The sequence below is a fragment of the Cupriavidus sp. WKF15 genome (genome assembly GCF_029278605.1).
Classification (GTDB): domain Bacteria; phylum Pseudomonadota; class Gammaproteobacteria; order Burkholderiales; family Burkholderiaceae; genus Cupriavidus.
In genome coordinates, this window is sequence record NZ_CP119573.1 from 425,489 (window position 1) to 443,870 (window position 18,382).

Consider the following 18,382-nt stretch of genomic DNA (forward strand, 5'->3'; position numbering starts at 1 on the left):
ACATGGAGACCAGCGCATCGGGCCGACACGGCCGTCTCCTGAACCGACCACAGCACTCCCCTGGAGACACAACATGAACTTTCTCGACGGCCACCTGTTCCCCGAGAACCAGCAGCCCCTGATCATCACCGCGGCGCCCTACGCCCCGGGCTGGCTGCCTTCGGACTTCCCCGAAGACATTCCGGTCACCATGGAAGCACAAATCCAGAAGGCCGTGGATTGCTACAACGCCGGCGCCACCGTGCTGCACCTGCATGTGCGCGAACTGGACGGCAAGGGCAGCAAGCGGCTGTCCATGTTCAACGAGCTGATCGCCGGCGTGCGCAAGGCCGTGCCGGAGATGATCATCCAGGTCGGCGGCTCGATCTCGTTTGCGCCCGAAAACGAGGGCCAGGCCGCCAAGTGGCTGTCGGACGACACCCGCCACATGCTGGCCGAACTCGAACCCACGCCCGACCAGGTCACGGTGACGGTCAACACCTCGCAGATGAACGTGACCGACCATGCGGAAGACGCCGACTTCCGCGGCACCTCGCGCGAGAACCCGGCCATCTTCGAGGCCTACAAGGAAATGACCGTGCCCGCGCAGCCCGGGTGGGTGGAGGAGCACGTCCGCCGCCTGACCGCCAAGGGCATCCAGAGCGCCTTCCAGTGCTACAACACCAACAGCTTCGAGTCGGTGGAACGCCTGATGCGCCGCGGCTTCTACAAGGGCCCGCTGGTGATGAACTGGGTGGCAATCGGCGGCGGCATGGACACGCCCAATATCTACAGCCTGGGCAACTTCATGCGCGGCGTGCCCGATGGCGCGGTGGTGACGGTGGAAAGCAATGTGCGCAATGTGCTGCCGGTCAACATGATGGGCATTGCCATGGGCTTGCATGTGCGCTGCGGCATCGAAGACGGCATCTGGAACCAGAAGCGCACTGCCAAGCAGAGCACGGTGAAGCAGATCGAACAGCTGGTGCGCATCTCGCACGAGTTCGGCCGCGAGATCGCCACGGCCAAGGAGGCGCGCGAGATCAGCAAGATCGGCGTGTTCTACGACACCGTGGAAGAGTCGCTGCAGGCAAATGGCTTCGCGCCCAACCGCAACGGCGGCAACCAGGGCTTCCTGCGCAAGACACAGTGATTCCGCAGCGGCTCCGGGCGCCGGCCTCTCCTGCTAGGTGTTTACGATGAATCCTATATAGGAGGATTGACACGGCACGGGTGCGTGCATACCTTCAGAGCCGGTGACACAGCGCCAGAGCGCGGCACCGGAATTGCCAAGCATCCGCCCCCAAGCCGTCATGAGCACCCTGATTCGCAGCGCCCTCCTGGTCAAGTATTCCGAGATTGCCCGAACCATTGGCGTCGACCCGGAGCGCATGATCCACCACGTCGGCGCCGACCGGTCATGCATCGTCTCGCCCGACCTGCATGTCCCGGAGCCATGGCTCGCGAAGGTGCTGGATTCCACCGCGCAGTCGTCCGGCTGCGCCGCGGTCGGCCTGCTGATGGCCGAGTCGTGGCGGCTGTCCGACTTCGGCCCCATCAGCCTGCTGTTGCAGCACCAGCCGACGCTGCGGCATGCGCTGGGCCAGCTCGAGACCTATCGCCACCTGCTGAGCGAATCCGTATTCGTCCATGTGGAGGAAATCGGCGATACGGCCATAGTCCGGCAGCAGCTGATCACGGAGCGGCCGGTTCCGGGGCGCCAGCCGGTCGAGCTTTCCGTTGGCGCACTGCTGTGCCTGATGAAGTCGATGCTGGGCGGGGCGTGGAAGCCGCGCAGCGTGCATTTTTCGCATGCCGCGCCGGCCAGTCTCCACATCCACCACCGGCTGTTCGGAGCCAGGGTCGAGTTCGGCAGCGACTTCGACGGCATCGTCATCGACCGGCGGGACCTCGACCGGCCCAATCCGCTCGGCGACGTGAATCTCGCGCGCTACGCCCGGGAATTCCTCGAACAGAACCCGCTCGGGCGTCAGCTTTCCACGGCCTCCAATGTCCGCCGCGCGGTCCACATGCTCCTGCCGCGCGGACAGGGCAGCATCGATCATGTCGGCCAGCAGCTCGGCATGAGTCCGCGCACGCTGCAGCGTCGGCTCGAGCAGGAAGGCCTGGAGTTCTCGTCGCTGGTGAATGAAGTCCGGCGTGGGCTGGCCTGCCGCTATCTGGGCGACAGCCGTTATCCGGTGTCGCAGGTGGCCATGCTGGTGGGGTTCGCCGAGGTCAGTACCTTCTCGCGCTGGTTCAGCGCGCAGTTCGGCACGCCGCCGACGCGCTGGCGCGCCGAGCAGAGCCGCTGAAATCCCGGTATCGGTATCGCTCCGGCGCTGGCAACGCAGCCAGCTGGCGCGATCCGCCAAGTTGTGGCGCCACCCGTCAAGCACTGCGGCCTGGAACTGCCGAGAATCGCTGTCAACCGAGTGAAGCAAAAGGAGACAGCATGAAAGCGGCACAAGTGATTCCGGGCGCCGACGGCGGCCGCATCGAGGTGCGGGATATCCCCGTTCCGCAGCCGGGCCCCGAAGATGTGCTGGTCCGGGTTCGTGCCTCCGGCCTCAACTACGGCGAGCTCAAGTACATGGGGGAACACCGGGCCGGCAACCCGATGACCGCTGGCGTCGAGTTCGCCGGCGAAGTCGTCAGCGTCGGCGAGAAGGTCAGGGACTGGCGCGAGGGTGACCGCGTCATGGGCCATGGCCGCGGCTGCCACGCGCAGTTCGTGATCGCGGCGCCGCTGGCGCTGATGCCGGTGCCCGACGATGTGTCATGGGTCGATGCGGCGGCATTCCCTAATGTGTTCATCACCGCCCACGACGCGCTCGTGAGCAATGGCGAGCTGAAGGCGGGCGAATCGGTGTTCATCAACGGCGCCTCGGGCGGCGTCGGCATGGCGGCGATCATGATCGCGTCGGCGCTCGGCGCGCGGCCGGTGATCGCGTCCTCGCGGTCGGCGGAAAAGCTCGAACGCCTCGCCAGGTTCGGCGTGGACGTCGGCGTCAATGCGTCGCGCGATGCGCAGGTCGAGGCCATCATGGCAGCCACCGACAAGCGCGGCGTGGACATCATCATCGACACCATCGGCGGGACCGTCTTCGAAGACCATATCAAGAGCCTCGCGGTGAAAGGACGCCTCGTCAATATCGCCCGGCTTGGCGGCGGCGCCACCGCCCAGGTCGATATCAACAGGCTCTGGCTGAATCGCCTGAAGCTGATCGGCGTCACGTTCCGCACGCGTACCGAGCAGGAGCGTATCGCGTGCATCCAGGCGTGCGCGCGCGACCTGCTGCCCTCGTTCCGCGGCGGCAAGCTGCGCCTGCCGATCGACAAGACCTTCCCCATGGATGCGATTGGCGACGCCTACGCCTATATCGCGAGCAGCCAGCACATGGGCAAGATCGTGCTCACCGCTGACTGACAGCGGACGTCTCAACCGGTCACCAGCCTCGGTTCCCCCCCGACAGTCGAATCCAGCGCAGCAGGCTGCATCGCCCGACCGCGATGCCTGTCGCTTCCAACGTTCAAGGAGTGGTCATTATGCAAATCAATCAACTTACCTGCTCGATCGGCGCCGAACTGACTGGCGTGAGCCTGGCCGACGTCGCGCGCGACGATTCGCTCTTTGCGGAAATCAAGGCGCTGCTGTTGAAGCACCGAGTGCTGTTCTTCCGCGACCAGGACATCACGCGCGACGAGCATGTCGCGTTCGCGCGGCGTTTCGGTGACCTGGAAGACCACCCCGTCAACAATACGGTGCCGGGCTATCCGGGACTGATCGAGATCTACAAGAGCGAAAAGCGCGACCACTTCGAGAACACCTACCACAGCGATGCCTCGTGGCGCGCGAGCCCGCCCAAGGGTGCGGTGCTGCGATGCATCTCGTGCCCCGACGTCGGTGGCGACACCATCTGGGTGAATATGGTTGAGGCGTACAAGCACCTTCCCGAAGAGATCAAGCAGAAGATTGCGCACCTGCGTGCCAAGCACGGCATCGAGCATTCGTTTGGCGCGATCATGACCGCGGAGGAGAGAGAGGAGCTGGTACGCAAGAACCCGCTCGTCGATCATCCTGTCGTCAGGACCCATCCGGAAACCGGCGAGAAAATCCTGTACGTGACGCCGTTCTCGACCCACTTCATCAACTACCACACGCCGGAGAATGTGCGCTTCGGACAGGACAAGACGCCGGGTGCAAGCCTGCTTCTGAATTACCTGCTCAGCCAGGCCGCGATACCGGAGTACCAGGTGCGCTTCCGCTGGCGGCCCAACAGCGTGGCGATCTGGGACAACGTCGCCACGCAGCACTATGCGGTCAGTGATTACTGGCCGGCGCCGCGCCGGATGGAACGCGCGACGATCATGGGGGACCGGCCGTTCTGATTGCGGCAGATGGCCGGCTCGGCCGGCCAACACCGTTGTCTCGTCGATTGCCATACATTGGTTTCGCAGACTGCATTACCATCCATACCTTTCCCAGAAATCCTGGTACATCCCGCCCAGGCTCAGTCCTTCCGCGATCACGCCCAGTGCAATCAGCACCACGGTAATCAAGGGATAGGCCCACCATGCCATGAACATGTCATCGGTGTTCCCCTTGACCTGGAACAGGTCCAGCATAAACGCACCCGCAGCGAGCGCGATCAGCGTGACGGCCCACATCATGCCGAAAATTTGCGGCGCGGATGCGTAGGCGGGACCTGCCACCTGCGGAGCCACCACATGCAGGGTGGCGCCGGGGTTGCCGGGTGTGGCGATCAACTGCGCACCTTGTCCGTGGTGGTGCATCTGCGCGGCCAGTGCGGCTGGCAGCCACTGACTGACGTGCCCCGCTTTGCCGAGACATCGGTCGATATCTTGTATCCCCAAGTTCAACTCAGTATCACTGACCGCCGTCGTCACCGCGTGCCGCATCCGCTTGTCTAACCCACTGAACCAGAAGTGTTTGAGACGCTTCGGTGGCGTCTGCCCGGCGCGCAACAGCGTTGTCAGCGCGGTGTCAAGCTCATCGGCATCGGCCGAGATGGGACGATACCAGTAGCCATGCGGCTTCGTTCGCCCCAGCACATCCGGGTGGCACACCAGCAATGCCAGCGCCAGTTCCGAACAATCCGGCTCCATTTTCCCTTCGTGCAATTGACAGGCCAGGACAAGCAGGCTTCCCGATAGCGCCTTGTCATCCCTCCACAGGTGACGCACAGACGCCGGATCCTTGCCTGAGTCCCACAACAGATTCGACGGCGACAACTCCAGCTTGCGCATGACGCGCTGCAACTCCTCCAAGTCGGCTTCCCGTTCGGTTTGCAGGACGACGCGGAGATTCCCTGCCCGTTGCAACGGCTTCACTGTTTGCACCAGCGGTTGGAGCAGCAGGCCCAGCACGTGGGCCAGTTGGCTCGTGCCCGCGGGCACCGCCAGCTTCAGCGGCAATATCTTGTCGGGATTGGTCGGGGCACTGCCCTCCAGTCCGAGCATGCGCTCCGCGATGTCTTCCTCCGCAGCAAGCACCACGCTTCCCACCACCGCCACGCACTTTTGCGCCCACCTGTGCCAATAGCATTCGCGCTCTTCGCAAAGGTTGTTCCACGCGTAGGTTCTCCAGGCGGGCCTTTCAAACGAGAAGTAATAAAACAAACTGAGAACGACAAAAGACGCGTATGCGGCCGGAAACAACAAGGTCATGTAAAAGTCGAACGTGCCAGCCGGCTTTCCCTTGGGCCATGCGTCGATCACGATCAGAGCGGTGATCGCCTGAATCACCACATAGATGATGAGATAGGGCCAAATGCCGGGCCAGGCAACTTCCGGTCGCTTGCTCGGCACGGGACAGAACCACGGCGATGTCATCTGATCTTGACTCCCGAGTATCGCGGCAGCACGACGCTGCCGCATTGCGAACGGCAGCCCGTGACGACCAGCGGGCGGCCCTCGTCGCTCATGCCTTCACCGCCCTCGGTGAGCGGGTTGTCACCGTGGATGGGGCAGGACACGATGTCGCCAACGCGGGCCGCGCGGCGTCCGTCGAGGATGTAGGTGGATGAGGCGGTCTTGACGCGGCCGCCGTGGGTGGTGGGGTCATTTAGCAGGGCAGGTTCTTTCATTTCTTGGGTGGCAGATTCTTGGGACGGATGGAATCGTCACAGGACAGGTATTCCTGACCTGAGGGTGTACGCAGGCCCTTGAGGTAGTCCGGACGATCAGAGGCGCGAAAACGGTCGCCCTTGATTCCTGGCGGCAGTTCCTTTCTCAGGTCGATGCCGGGAATGAGCGGATACTGCTCAACAGAGTAGTCGCGTGATCCCCATTTCTTTGCGATGTAAATGCGGTCTGCTGTAGCTGTCACGATGTAGTCAGCAGAGTCCAAATAGGGAGTTTGGGTGTTGCTAATGTAATATCCGCCGCTCTGAAATGTGCGTCCGGCGTCCGTCGAGTAGATGAACGCAATATTGCAGCCTTTGTCGGGGCAAGCCCCATTAGGATGGAAGGATGAAGGAACCACGATGTACCGGCCGGATGGATCAGCATTGATCAGGCGGCCACGATAGTTCTCGATACCTCCCCCCCGCCCGAATCTAGTCCGAATGCCCAATTTGATGTCGTTGTAGTACGTCGTGCCATAGTGACAATCCTTGTAGTTCTCCAGCGAGATGAAACGGTGATCGTCGATCCGGTAGATCACCTGCGGCGGCACATCGTAGTGCTGCTCGACGGTGGAAGGATTCGACCCCTGCACAGCGCATCCTGCGGTCAATAGTATGGCGGCAGTGCTGAGGATATTTGCGCGCATCAGCTTCTCTCCCGCTTGGCCCGTTCAGCCTGTGTCCGTGCGATGGCGTCCGAGACCGTCTCTTTGTCGATATAGGCCGTTGGCATGTCCGGCCTGAGCAATACGTCGTTCTCGAAATAGGCATCCGTGCATTGCGTCCAGTCCGCGTCCATCATCAAACCGCGCCAGAATGCTCGGTCGTCGAAGGACTCGCAAAAGCCTATGGGCAAGTCGTAAGATGCCACCCGTTGCATGAACTTTCTATTCATTGGAAGCGTGCTGTGGTCGGCGGGCTCGGCCTTGTAATGCTTCAATCTATCCCGGGCCTCCTCCACTGTTTCCTTCGTTATCACCCGGCGACCGTCGTTGTAGATGTCGGCGCCTCGGTCTAGATATCGCTCCGGCTCGAGGATCGACTCAAAGTAGGGATAATCTCGTTCAAGGTATTCGCCAGTATCTGGGGCAGTCGCGCCCATCTCATCGACCTGCGGGTCCGTGACGGACACATCAAAATCCTTCGTATCCTCGGCCGTCAGCGGGTTCGGCACTGGCTCCGCGTTGATATGTACGGTCTGATTTGCCGACGGCACCGCCCACAATTTGACGGCATTGAAGAACGGCCCCCGGTTACCGTCCCAAAACTCCTTGGGATGGTCCGGGTCGTAGAGCCTGCCGACCTTCATATCGGGCAGAGTGCCGTACGGCTTCTGGCCGGGTGCGTCCCCGCACGGCGTCAAGCGCGCAAGCATGCGCTGCTTGACCGTATCCCCGAGCAGGTCAATCAGCGCGTCGTTGACACCCTGCCAGCCAATGCTTTTCAGCGAAGTCAATCCCATCACGTGATCATGCGGGCTGAAATAGGCATAGAGGCGGCCATGGTTGTCACGCTCCTTGATGTCTGGTGTGATCTGGATATCCGGGTGCCAGCGCTTGCCGTCCGGGCCTTTCCCGACCGCCAGCAATCCCTTGAGCCGATCGTCCAGCATCCGCCGGTCAGCCTTGATCCGGTTGGCGATATTGCAGAACGTCCGGACACGCGCCTCGGCCGTGGGACGGTTATTCCCGCACGCGGCAAAGTCCGTCGGCTTGTCATCCAGCGCGAACGGCGAGTTCATGACGAACAGCGCATCCGGGGCACGCGTCTCGCACAAGGCCGTCGCTGCCATGGCGATCATCGTGCCCTGGCTGTGCGACATGATCGTCACGGTGTCATGCGGATAACTGCTGCGAATCTTGTCGATCAGGTTCGCCAGCCGTTTGGCAGCATGCGGGTAGTAGTCTCGCAGCGGGGCGTTCTGCAACTGGCGCTCAGGCTCGGTGTTCAGCAACTGAAGATCGACCATGCTCAGGATGGTCCGGTCGAACCCCTTGTGGCTCCACATCTGCTGAAGATTGTTTGTGCCGTTCTGGAATGCGCCACCGCCCCAGAACCAGGGGCCGATGTCGTTTTCCGCCCGCTTCCAGAAGTCCGCCCCCTTGAGATTGCGCAGCGGCACCTTGTATCGGCCCTGATGCTCATCGGGCTCGCGGTAGCCCCAGTAGAAGCGGATAACCGGGGATTTTATGGGCTTACTGGAGCTGTATCGACGCTCGTGCATCTGCTTCGTATCCGAGTCGCGGTCTGCATACTCATTGGGCTCCAGCTTGAAATCGGTTTCCTGAAGTCCAAGGCGTTCGTTCAGCCCGTCACATATGGCCTTTTCAGCCGGGTCATACCACTCCCCTTCAGAGTTGACCCCATGCACAAAGATGATCACCCCCGGCATGTGCGGCGGAATCCGCGCTTCGGCCCGCACGCAGAAGCTCGCGGGCGTCATGTACGACTCCCAGAACGGATTGCCATTGACGTCCCGCTGCATCGGCACCACTCGCGTCGCCTCTCTCCGCCAGTCTCGCGGCGGGGCCGTCGCCTCGTTGTCGGCATCCACCTCTGTACGTTCGCTATTGCTGTTCTCACTCATGTTCACAGCCCCAGTTTCACGCGCAGCAGTTCCATACCCTGCGCAATATCCTTGGCCAGCAGCGAGGTCTCGCCATTGACATTGGTCACACCCTCGACAATTTGTCCATCAGCGAAGGAGGAACAGAGGAACAGCACATCCGACAAGCAACGCGACGCCGACAAGAGGCGCAATTCGATTTGCGCACCCCGAGTTGACAATGCCCGATATTCTCGTGCGCATCAGTGTCTCTCCCGCTTTTCCCGTTCAGACTGTTCTCGCGTGATGGCGGGGCGAATCGAATCGTCACAGGAAAAGTATTCCTGACCCGATGGCGTGCGCAGTCCCTTAAGGTAGTCCGGACGGTCAGAGGCGCGAAAACGGTCGCCCTTGATTCCTGGCGGCAGCTCCTTTCTCAGGTCGATGCCGGGAATGAGCGGATACTGCTCAACAGAGTAGTCGCGTGATCCCCACTTCTTCGCGATGTAGATGCGATCCTCCGTGGCCGCGACAATGTAGTTGGCCGAATCCCGATATGGCCTCCATGTATTGCGCATGTAATAGGTGCCCAGGAACGAGCGCCCGCCATCTGTCGAGTAAATGAACGAGATATTGCATCCCTTGTCGGGACAGGATTCTTCGGGAGGGAATGAAGAAGGAATCACAATGTAGCGACCGGAAGGATCAGCATTGATCAGTCGCCCTTGATAATTCTCGATGCTGTCTTCTCCCAGTTCGGTACGAATGCCTTGTCGCGTGTCGTTGTAGTACGTGGTGCCATGATGGCAGTCCGCATAGTTCTCCAGCGAGACAAAGTGGTGGTCATCGATCCGATAGATCACCTGCGGCGGCACGTCGTAGCGCCGCTCAATCTCCGGCGGATTCGCATTCTTTACGGCACACCCGGCGATCATTAGCATGGCGACGGCGCCTAGGATGTTTGTGCGCATCAGTGTCTCTCCCGCTTTTCCCGTTCGGCCTGTGCCCGCGCGATGGCGTCCGAGACCGTCTCTTTGTCGAAATTTGGCTGGCGGCGTCATTTAGCAGAGCAGGTTCTTTCATCTTTTGGGTGGTAGATTCATTGGGCGGACGGAGTCGTCACAGAATAGGTATTCCTGTCCTGATGGCGTGTGCACTCCCTTGAGGTAGTCTGGGCGCTTGGATGCGCTAAATCGATCCCCCTTGATACCCGGTGGCAATTCCTTGCTCAGGTCGATACCCGGAATCAGTGGATATTGCTCCACGTAGTAATCATCCGATCCCCACTTTTCCGCTATGTAGATGCGGTCTGCCGTAGCAGCAATGATGTAGTTGGCAGAGTCCTGATAGGGACTCTGTGTATTGCGCATGTACCATTCCCCCTGGAACGTACGCCCACCGTCTGTGGAGTAAGCAAACGAGACCCGGCATCCCTTATCGGGGCACGCAAATTTTGGAGGGGTGGAATTCGGAATGACGATGTTCTGTCCGGTAGGATCAGCGTTGATCAGACGTCCGCGATAGTTCTCTTTGCTTGCCCACCCCAGTTTGGTACGAATGCCCTGGCGGGTGTCGTTGTAGTACGTCGTGCCATGATGACAATCGGAATAACTCTCCAGCGAGAAAAAGCGGTGATCGTCAATCTGGTAGATCACCTGCGGCGGCACGTCGTAGTTCCGCTCAATTTCCGGGGGATTCGCATTCTTTACAGCACACCCGGCGATCATTAGCATGGCGACAGCGCCCAGGATGTTTGCGCGCATCAGTGTCTCTCCCGCTTTTCCCGTTCGGCCTGTGCCCGCTCGATAGCGTCCGAGACTATCTCTTTGTCGACATAGGCTGTTGGCATGTCCGGCTTGAGCAATACGCCGTTCTCGAAATAGGCATCCGTGCATTGCGTCCAGTCCGCGTCCATCATCAAACCGCGCCAGAACGCACGGTCATCGAAGGACTCGCAGAAGCCTATGGGCAAGTCATAAGCTGCCACCCGTTGCATGAACTTTCTATTCATTGGGAGCGTGCTGTGGTCGGTGGGTTCAGCCTTGTGGTGTTTCAGCCGATTCCGGGCCTCTTCTACAGTTTCCTTCGTTCTCACCCGGCGACCGTCGTTGTAGATGTCCGCGCCGCGGTCCAGGTATTGCTCGGGTTCTTGGATCGACTCAAAGTAGGGATAATCCCGTTCAAGGTATTGGCCGGTGTCTGGGTCAGTAGCGCCCATCTCATTTACTAGTGGGTCCGTGACGGATACATCAAAACGCCGTGTTTCTTCAGCCGTCAACGGTTTCGGCACCTGTTCGGCGTTGATGGTCACCTTCTGGTTCGCGTGCGGCACGGCCCACAGCTTGACAGCGTTGAAGAACGGCCCCCGGTTACCGTCCCAAAACTCCTTGGGATGGTCCGGGTCGTAGAGCCTGCCGCCCTTCATGTCGGGGAGGGTGCCGTACGGCTTCTGGCCGGGCACGTCCCCGCACGGCGTCAAGCGCGCCAGCATGCGCTGCTTGACCGTATCCCCGAGCAGATCAATCAGCGTGTCATTGACACCCTGCCAGCCGATGCTTTGCAGCGAAGTCAATCCCATCACGCGGTCATGCGGGCTGAAATAGACATAGAGGCGGCCATGGTTGTCGCGCTCCTTGATCTCTAGCGTGATCTGGATATCCGGGTGCCACCGCTCGCCGTCCGGTCCTTTTCCGACCGCAAGCAATCCCTTGAGCCGGTCGTCCAGCATCCGCCGCTCACCCTTGATCCGGTTGGCGATATTGCAGAACGTTCGGACACGCGCCTCAGCGGTGGGCCGATTATTCCCGCACGCGGCAAAGTCCGTCGGCTTGTCATCCAGCGCGAACGGCGAGTTCATGACGAACAGCGCATCCGGGGCGCGCGTCTCGCACAAGGCCGTCGCGGCCATGGCGATCATCGTGCCCTGGCTGTGCGACATGATCGTCACCGTGTCATGCGGATAGCTGCTGCGAATCTTGTCAATCAGGTTCGCCAGCCGCTTGGCAGCATGCGGGTAGTAGTCCCGCAGCGGGGCGTTCTGCAACTGGCGCTCAGGCTCGGTGTTCAGCAACTGAAGATCCACAATACTCAGGATGGTCCGATCGAACCCCTTGTGGCTCCACATTTGCTGTAGGTTGTTGGTGCCGTTTTGGAACGCGCCGCCGCCCCAAAACCACGGCCCGGAATCATTCTCGGTGCGCTTCTGGAAGTCCACCCCCTTGAGATTGCGCAGCGGCACCTTGTATCGGCCCTGATGCTCATCGGGCTCGCGGTAGCCCCAGTAGAAGCGGATGACGGGTGAATTGCCAGGTTCCTCAGAGTTATACCTTCGCTCGTGCATCTTCTTCTTATCGGGATCACGGTCGACATATTTGTTGGGCTTCAATTTGAAGTCCGTATCTTCGAGACCAAGGCGCTCGTTTAAACCGGCACACAACGCATCCTCAGCCGTGTCATACCACTCCCCTTCAGAGTTGACCCCATGCACGAAGATGACCACCCCCGGCATGTGCGGCGGAATTTGCGCTTCGGCCCGCACGCAGAAGCTCGTGGGGGTCAGGTACGACTCCCAGAACGGATTGCCATTCACGTCCCGCTGCATCGGCACCACTCGCGTCGCCTCTCTCCGCCAGTCTCGCGGCGGGGCCGTCACCTCGTTGTCGGCATCCACCTCTGTACGTTCGCTATTGCTGTTCTCACTCATGTTCACAGCCCCAGTTTCACGCGCAGCAGTTCCATACCCTGCGCAATATCCTTGGCCAGCAGCGAGGTCTCGCCATTGACATTGGTCACACCCTCGACAATTTGTCCATCAGCAAGCTTGATCCGGTAGGCGCGGTTCGCTGCCGGCTCGCCACTGACGGCATCGGTCAGCACGAAGCGCTCATTGTGTGAAAGGTTTGTCTGCCCGAACCTGGGCATGGGCAATGACAGCGAGCCCGGCCCCGACTTCTGCAACTCGATCATCTTCAGGATGAGATGGCCGGCGCCGCCGATCTCCACGTTGTCGCCTTGCACCTTCACATAGGCGCTGCCGCCACCGCTCAAGATGACGCCGTTCCGGGCATTGGCGGTCAGCGTGCCGCTGGCACTGGTCAACTGCATGTTCTTGTCCGACACAAGCTCCATCGCATCGGACTGGGCCTGAATCAGTACCTTGCCCTTGGCCGCCAACAGCTTGATGCCGAGTTTGTGCGCGAACAGCGACAACACCTCGCCCGCCGTGATGGCGACATTGCGCAAGGCGCTGACATGAAGCCATGCCGCGGTCTTGATGCCGATATCCTTGCCCGCCGACAGGGCAATGCGCTCGGGCGTGGCGGCAGCAATACCCGCCGGCGCCGACAGCACCATGGCCGCCTGTTTCAGTTCCCCGACGCTCTCTTTGAGCCACCGGTTCTCCGCCCGCAGGTCAGCCACTTCCGCCATGGCAACCCGCGCGGCCTCTGCCAGTCCTTGTGCATGGGCCATCGCCAGTTCGAACTGGTTCATGGCGGCGGCCATGTCCACCTGGTGGCCATTGGCGCGCTCCTGCTTGTCAGCCGATAACAGCAGACCCGCGCCGCCGCGCACGCTGCCCTTGAGATCGGTGCGCAGCTCGAAGCCTTCGCCCCGTTTCTTCTTCCTGTGATCCACCAGGTAGCCGAGATTGAGCTGCGTCTTGCCGCCGTATTCCGTTGACAGCTTGATGCTTTCCTGTCCCTGCCAGTCCTCCATGCGCAGCTTGTTGTTGCTCTGCGTGCGGATCAGGTTCCGAGACAGCCACCGGTCCTGGTTCGTGATCGGGTCCGGATGCTGGCTGTTGTGCTGCACGCTGGCGATGTACGGCTTGTTCGGGTTGCCATCGCGGAAGGCCACGTCCACGTAGGTGCCGTCTACGAGCGGAAAGTGGAAGCCCGTCTGCAACGCCCCGGCGAACGGCTTGGCCAGGCGCAGGGGGACGCTTTCCCCGCCGTTGGGCCACGCGTCAAAGTCGAAATCGAAGCGGACGACGTAGTGTCCGTTCTGCGTCAGGTAACGTACTTGTACTGGCCCGGCGAGGTGACGCGGGCGCTCAGCGTGCCGGCGATCCGCGGCCACTTGTCTTCGGCCAGCGGCAGGCGGAAGCGCCGCTCCGAGGGGATGGCCCGGTAGCGGTTACGGTACGCGGCATCGCGCGCGCCGGTGTGGATGACTTCGGTGACAACCTGCCCGTTGGGCGCGTCGGGCAGCGCGAGGTCCATGCGAAGGATGCGCGCCGGACACAGCGCCAGCACATTGCTCTCGCCCGCATAGACCAGTTGCCCGGCCAGCTCCGCCTCGTGTCGCAGTTGCGCCTCCCACCTGGCATCGACAAAGTCCAGGTGGTGCGTGCCGTAGACATAGGACTGGCCGTAGGTCTTTTCCTTGCGCGCGACGTTGGCCTCGCCGGTGAGGCGCTCCCAAGCCTTGTCTGGATTGAAGTCAGCCACACGGAACGATTCGGGGATCGTCCTGGCATGGGTCTTGATCGAGAACACCGTCTCCTGGCCCGACTCCAGTCCCGCCGTCTCGCGGTACGGCACGCGCAGTTCCGGCTGGTAGAGGTAGTGGTCGATATCGTCGCCGAACACGATCATCTCGCCGAACTTGCCCAGGGTGAAATAGCAGTACAGGCCCTCCTGCTCCATCAGCAGCCGGATATAGTCCCAGTCCGAGACGCCGTACTGCATGCGCAACTTGTGTTGCGGATACTGGCGTCGCGTCCTGAAGATGAACTGATGGCCCTTGAGATCATGGCGGCGCAGGATTGCCTCGATAATCTGCGGCGCGGTCTGCTGCTGGTAGATGCGGCTGGCGCGCGTGAGCCTGAGCCGCGCGACCAGCGGCTCGACCACAATCTCGTAGCCGTAAAAGTCACGCGTCTGGCGGGTTTCGCTGAAGTGCGTGATGCAGCCGGCGAACTTGCGCGGCTCGCTGCCGTCTGCGGGATCGATCAGGAATGTGGCGTCGCGGTTGAGGTAGTCGGCCCGGTCGAGCGCCAGCGGGTGCGTGAGCTGGATGGTGACGGTGTAGGGCTCGCCCAGCCGCTCCACCGCCTCGAAGGACACCACCGACAACGCCGCGGCGCTGGCCGTGCCGGGCACTTCAAGATGGTATGCCTGTTGCCCGGTGATCAGCCCATCGGGTGCGCGGGCGCCGGTTGACCTGGGATCGTCAAAACCTTCCGCCATTTTGTTCCCTCCGCTTTTGCTGTGCCGTTACGCCTGGCGCTTCGTGCCAGGCTGAACAGTCACCGTCGTAACCGGACGATGACGGCCTATCCTGCGCAGCAATCACTACGCCCGATTTGATCGGGCGCATCAATCCGTGTAGAAGCATGTGAGGGACATTGCCAGCGCTGAACTGCGTGATTCGCAAGCATGGCGAGCGCTTTCTGCAATCGGACTTGGAGAAATCCGAGTTCACTGGTGGGGAAATTTGCGTTATCCAGTGCAAGCGCTCAGAAGGACCTGAGGTACGTTGTTTAGGCGTACAGGTACATGCGGCATCCCCTGCTCCGTTCGCCTGCCACAGGGCCGCGACGCGGAACAGGGGAGCCATCGATTTCACCGCCGTGCCGGCTCCAGCCCCACCGGCTGCGCATCCGCTGCGACCGTGCGATTAGCCAGCCCAAGCACCACCTGCAGCGCGAACGACACGGCACCGACGATAAACACCACGTCGCCAAACGTGCGCACCCAGCGCAGGGTCTGCAGGATCGGTTGCTGCATGAACGCTTCGCTGCGCGAGTACCAGGTACCGTATTCCACGCTGGCCAGGAACTGGATGATGCCGATCGGCAGCAGGCTGGTGCTGATCATCAGCACGAGGCCGGCGTTCAGGCCCCAGAACGCAGTCTTCATCAGGGCAGGGCTCAGGCGGTAGGCCGGACGCACGTAGCGCAGCACCAGCAGCGTGAAGCCAAGCGCGAGGAAGCCATACACCCCGAACAGCGCGGCGTGCGCGTGCACCGGCGTGGTGTTCTGGCCCTGGATGTAGTACAGCGAGATCGGCGGGTTGATCATGAAGCCGAAGACGCCGGCACCAAGCATGTTCCAGAACGCCACCGCGACGAAGCACATCAGCGGCCACTTCAGGTCGGCCATCCACGGCGCGCGGTCCTTCAGGCGCCAGTTGTCCCATGCTTCATGGCCCAGCACGATCAGCGGCACCACTTCCAGCGCGCTGAACGCAGCACCGACCGCCATCACCGGCGTGGTGGTGCCAGCAAAGTACAGGTGGTGGAACGTGCCCGGAATGCCGCCGAGCATGAACAGCGATGCCGATGCCAGGCTCGCGGCCGTCGCCATCGGGCGCGACACGAGACCAAGCGTGCAGAACACAAAGGCCAGGGCCGTGGTGGCGAACACTTCGAAGAAGCCCTCCACCCACAGGTGGACGACCCACCAGCGCCAGTATTCCATCACCGTCAGGCTGGTGCGCTCGCCGTAGGCCAGGCCCGCGCCGTAGAACAGGCCGATGGCAACCACGGACGACGTGAGCAGCGCCAGCAGGTTCTTGTCGCCGCCGCGCGAACGCAGCGCCGGCCAGATACCACGCATCATCAGCACGAGCCAGATCACGATGCCCGCGAACTTGCCGATCTGCCACAGGCGGCCCAGGTCCACGTACTCATAGCCCTGGTGGCCCAGCCAGAAGTTCAGGTTCGGCGGCAGGATCTGCGCGATGGCCAGGTAGTTGCCCGTGAACGAGCCGACCACCACGATGACCAGCGCCCAGAACAGGACGTCCACGCCCAGGCGCTGGAACTTCGGGTCCTTGCCGCCGTTGATCAGCGGTGCCAGGAACAGGCCCGCTGCCAGGAAGCCCGTGGCGATCCAGAACAGCGCGCTCTGAATGTGCCAGGTGCGCACCAGCGAATACGGGAACCATTGCGAGACATCGATACCGTAGAACTTCTGCCCTTCCACCGTGTAGTGCGCGGTGAAGCCGCCCAGAAATACCTGGAACACAAACAGCGCAACCACCAGGAACAGGTACTTGCCGAGCGCGCGTTGCGACGGCGTAAGCGCCACGGCCAGCAGCGGTTCACGCGTCGGGGCATGCGGCAGGTTCTCTTCCTGCCCGCGCAGGAACGCCCAGGCCCACACCAGCAGGCCGACGCCGGCGAGCAGCACCACCACGCTGACGACCGACCACACCACGTTTTCGCTGGTCGGCTGGTTGCCGATCAGCGGCTCATGCGGCCAGTTGTTGGTATAGGTGGCTTCGTGCCCTGGACGCGCAGTGGACGCGGCCCATGCCGTCCAGAAGAAGAAATGTGTGAGCTGCGCGCGGCGTTCGGCGCTGGGCAGCGTGTTCTCCTTCATCGCGAAGTGCTCGCGGCTCGTGTGCAGGTCGGGCGAGTCGGAGAACAGGCGATCGTAGTAGTCCGCGGTCTGTGCCATGGCCTGCGCACGGCGCGGCGACACGGTCAGCACGCCGGTCTGCGGATCGGCATGGTTGCCGCGGTACTCGGCGCGCAGTTGCTCGCGCAGCCCGGCTTGTGCCGCGCCGTCGAGCTTCGCATACGGCCGGCCGTACTGCTGCCGCGCAGCCAGGTCCAGCCACGCGGTCAGCTCGCGGTGCAGCCAGTCGGCGGTCCAGTCCGGCGCCTGGTAGGCGCCGTGGCCCCAGATGGAGCCAAGCTGCATGCCGCCGACCGATTGCCACGCGGTCTGGCCGTCGAGGATGTCCTCGCCGGTGAAGAGCGTGCGGCCGTCGCTGACCACCACCTTGGCAGGCGTCGGCGGCGCTTGCCGGTAAACCTCGACACCGTAGTAGCCGAGCAGGGAGAACGTGACCGCCAGCACGGCGATCAGCAGAAACCAGAGTCTGCGATAGGGACCCATGATAAGGCTCGCTTTAATGGGAATGTGTTGGCGTTGGCTCAGTCGTTCGCGGCCTGCGCGGTGGCCGGCTCGAACAAGATGTTGTTTTCCAGGTGGATGTGTTCCATCAGGTCTTCGCGCAGCGTGCGCAGGCCGAGGTACAGCGCCCGCCAGGTGTTGCACGCCGCGCGCGGCAGCGTGATGTCGTTGGTCAGCGTGGCCAGGCGCTGGAGGGCTTCGCCGTGGTCGTCATGCTCCATGCGCATCACCGTAATCGGCGCCGTCGCGGCGGCCTGCAGCCCGCGTGCCAGCATCGGGAACAGCACCTGCTCTTCCTTCTGCATATGCGCTTCCAGTTCGTCGCGCATGACCACGAGATGATCGGCCAGGCCAACAGGGCAATCCGGCCGGTCTCCATGCACATGCTCGACACGGCGGGCCAGGCGGATCAGTTCGGGTAGTTGCTCGCGATGGCGCTCGTGGAAGCGCGTCAGGATATGGGCGATCAGCGAGGCCGGCGGCACGGCGTCCCAGTCGGTCTGCACCGGTTCGCTGTCGCGCTGCAAAGTCTGCAGGCGGGTTTCGATGGCTTCGGCATCCAGGCCCTTGGCGGCCGCGGCATCGCGCAGCGTCTGCTTGCCTCCGCAGCAGAAGTCGAGGTCATAGTCGTGGAAGATGCCCGTGGCACCCGGAATACGGCGGGCCAGCTGGCCCAGAGGCTGGTCTTGCAAGCGCATGATGTGCTCCTTCTCGAATGGTTTGCACATCACTATCGCGAGTATCGTGCCAGTTTTTATTTCTTGAAAATCAATTAGTTAAAAAATCACGGTAAAATTCACCCATCCCATGTGTGGGTGTTTTCTACCCTTAAAGGTATT

General features: G+C 61.9%; 14 protein-coding genes and 1 pseudogene. 4 read left to right on the forward strand and 11 right to left on the reverse strand.

What is annotated here, in order from left to right:
- Nucleotides 1-73 precede the first annotated feature (73 nt).
- The 4 genes from CupriaWKF_RS19295 to CupriaWKF_RS19310 all read left to right on the forward strand — a co-directional run bounded on the left by CupriaWKF_RS19295 (nucleotide 74) and on the right by CupriaWKF_RS19310 (nucleotide 4,371).
- On the forward strand, nucleotides 74-1,132 hold the full coding sequence (locus tag CupriaWKF_RS19295) for a 3-keto-5-aminohexanoate cleavage protein (RefSeq protein WP_276102375.1): 1,059 nt from the start codon (nucleotides 74-76) through the stop codon (nucleotides 1,130-1,132).
- Between the two features lie 160 nt (nucleotides 1,133-1,292).
- Nucleotides 1,293-2,294 carry an AraC family transcriptional regulator gene (locus CupriaWKF_RS19300; protein ID WP_276102376.1) on the forward strand — a complete coding sequence of 334 codons (1,002 nt, stop codon included), beginning with the start codon at nucleotides 1,293-1,295 and terminating at the stop codon, nucleotides 2,292-2,294.
- 140 nt (nucleotides 2,295-2,434) lie between these two features.
- The gene (locus CupriaWKF_RS19305; RefSeq protein WP_276102377.1) at nucleotides 2,435-3,409 is read left to right on the forward strand and encodes a zinc-binding dehydrogenase; all 975 of its coding nucleotides are present in this window, start codon (nucleotides 2,435-2,437) and stop codon (nucleotides 3,407-3,409) included.
- 119 nt (nucleotides 3,410-3,528) lie between these two features.
- Entirely contained in the window at nucleotides 3,529-4,371 is an 843-nt protein-coding gene (locus CupriaWKF_RS19310) for a TauD/TfdA family dioxygenase (protein ID WP_276102378.1), read from the forward strand.
- A 75-nt stretch (nucleotides 4,372-4,446) separates the two neighbouring features.
- On the opposite strand, the gene CupriaWKF_RS19315 is transcribed toward CupriaWKF_RS19310, so the two are convergent.
- The 11 genes and pseudogenes from CupriaWKF_RS19315 to ytfE all read right to left on the reverse strand — a co-directional run bounded on the left by CupriaWKF_RS19315 (nucleotide 4,447) and on the right by ytfE (nucleotide 18,241).
- Nucleotides 4,447-5,835 (reverse strand): hypothetical protein, encoded by a 1,389-nt coding sequence (locus tag CupriaWKF_RS19315; RefSeq protein WP_276102379.1) that lies wholly within the window; start codon nucleotides 5,833-5,835, stop codon nucleotides 4,447-4,449.
- Nucleotides 5,832-6,089: a PAAR domain-containing protein gene (locus CupriaWKF_RS19320; RefSeq protein WP_276102380.1), complete on the reverse strand. Its 258-nt coding sequence runs from the start codon at nucleotides 6,087-6,089 to the stop codon at nucleotides 5,832-5,834. Before CupriaWKF_RS19320 ends, CupriaWKF_RS19315 begins: the two co-directional genes overlap by 4 nt.
- The gene (locus tag CupriaWKF_RS19325) at nucleotides 6,086-6,775 is read right to left on the reverse strand and encodes a hypothetical protein (protein WP_276102381.1); all 690 of its coding nucleotides are present in this window, start codon (nucleotides 6,773-6,775) and stop codon (nucleotides 6,086-6,088) included. Before CupriaWKF_RS19325 ends, CupriaWKF_RS19320 begins: the two co-directional genes overlap by 4 nt.
- Nucleotides 6,775-8,715, reverse strand: coding sequence for a DUF3274 domain-containing protein (locus CupriaWKF_RS19330; RefSeq protein WP_276102382.1), 1,941 nt, complete (start codon nucleotides 8,713-8,715; stop codon nucleotides 6,775-6,777). The genes CupriaWKF_RS19325 and CupriaWKF_RS19330 overlap by 1 nt, the downstream gene beginning before the upstream one ends.
- 2 nt (nucleotides 8,716-8,717) lie before the next feature.
- Nucleotides 8,718-8,861, reverse strand: a complete 144-nt coding sequence (locus CupriaWKF_RS19335) for a hypothetical protein (protein WP_276102383.1) — start codon at nucleotides 8,859-8,861, stop codon at nucleotides 8,718-8,720.
- Between the two features lie 75 nt (nucleotides 8,862-8,936).
- Nucleotides 8,937-9,644 carry a hypothetical protein gene (locus tag CupriaWKF_RS19340; protein ID WP_276102384.1) on the reverse strand — a complete coding sequence of 236 codons (708 nt, stop codon included), beginning with the start codon at nucleotides 9,642-9,644 and terminating at the stop codon, nucleotides 8,937-8,939.
- 108 nt (nucleotides 9,645-9,752) lie between these two features.
- Nucleotides 9,753-10,436, reverse strand: coding sequence for a hypothetical protein (locus tag CupriaWKF_RS19345; RefSeq protein WP_276102385.1), 684 nt, complete (start codon nucleotides 10,434-10,436; stop codon nucleotides 9,753-9,755).
- A complete protein-coding gene (locus CupriaWKF_RS19350) occupies nucleotides 10,436-12,376 on the reverse strand; it encodes a DUF3274 domain-containing protein (protein WP_276102386.1) in 1,941 nt (646 codons plus the stop codon). Before CupriaWKF_RS19350 ends, CupriaWKF_RS19345 begins: the two co-directional genes overlap by 1 nt.
- A gap of 2 nt (nucleotides 12,377-12,378) precedes the next feature.
- Nucleotides 12,379-14,864 (reverse strand): annotated as a pseudogene (gene vgrG, locus CupriaWKF_RS19355) (type VI secretion system tip protein VgrG).
- Between the two features lie 375 nt (nucleotides 14,865-15,239).
- Entirely contained in the window at nucleotides 15,240-17,525 is a 2,286-nt protein-coding gene (locus CupriaWKF_RS19360; protein ID WP_276102387.1) for a nitric-oxide reductase large subunit, read from the reverse strand.
- Between the two features lie 38 nt (nucleotides 17,526-17,563).
- A complete protein-coding gene (ytfE, locus tag CupriaWKF_RS19365) occupies nucleotides 17,564-18,241 on the reverse strand; it encodes an iron-sulfur cluster repair protein YtfE (RefSeq protein WP_276102388.1) in 678 nt (225 codons plus the stop codon).
- Nucleotides 18,242-18,382: the final 141 nt, after the last annotated feature.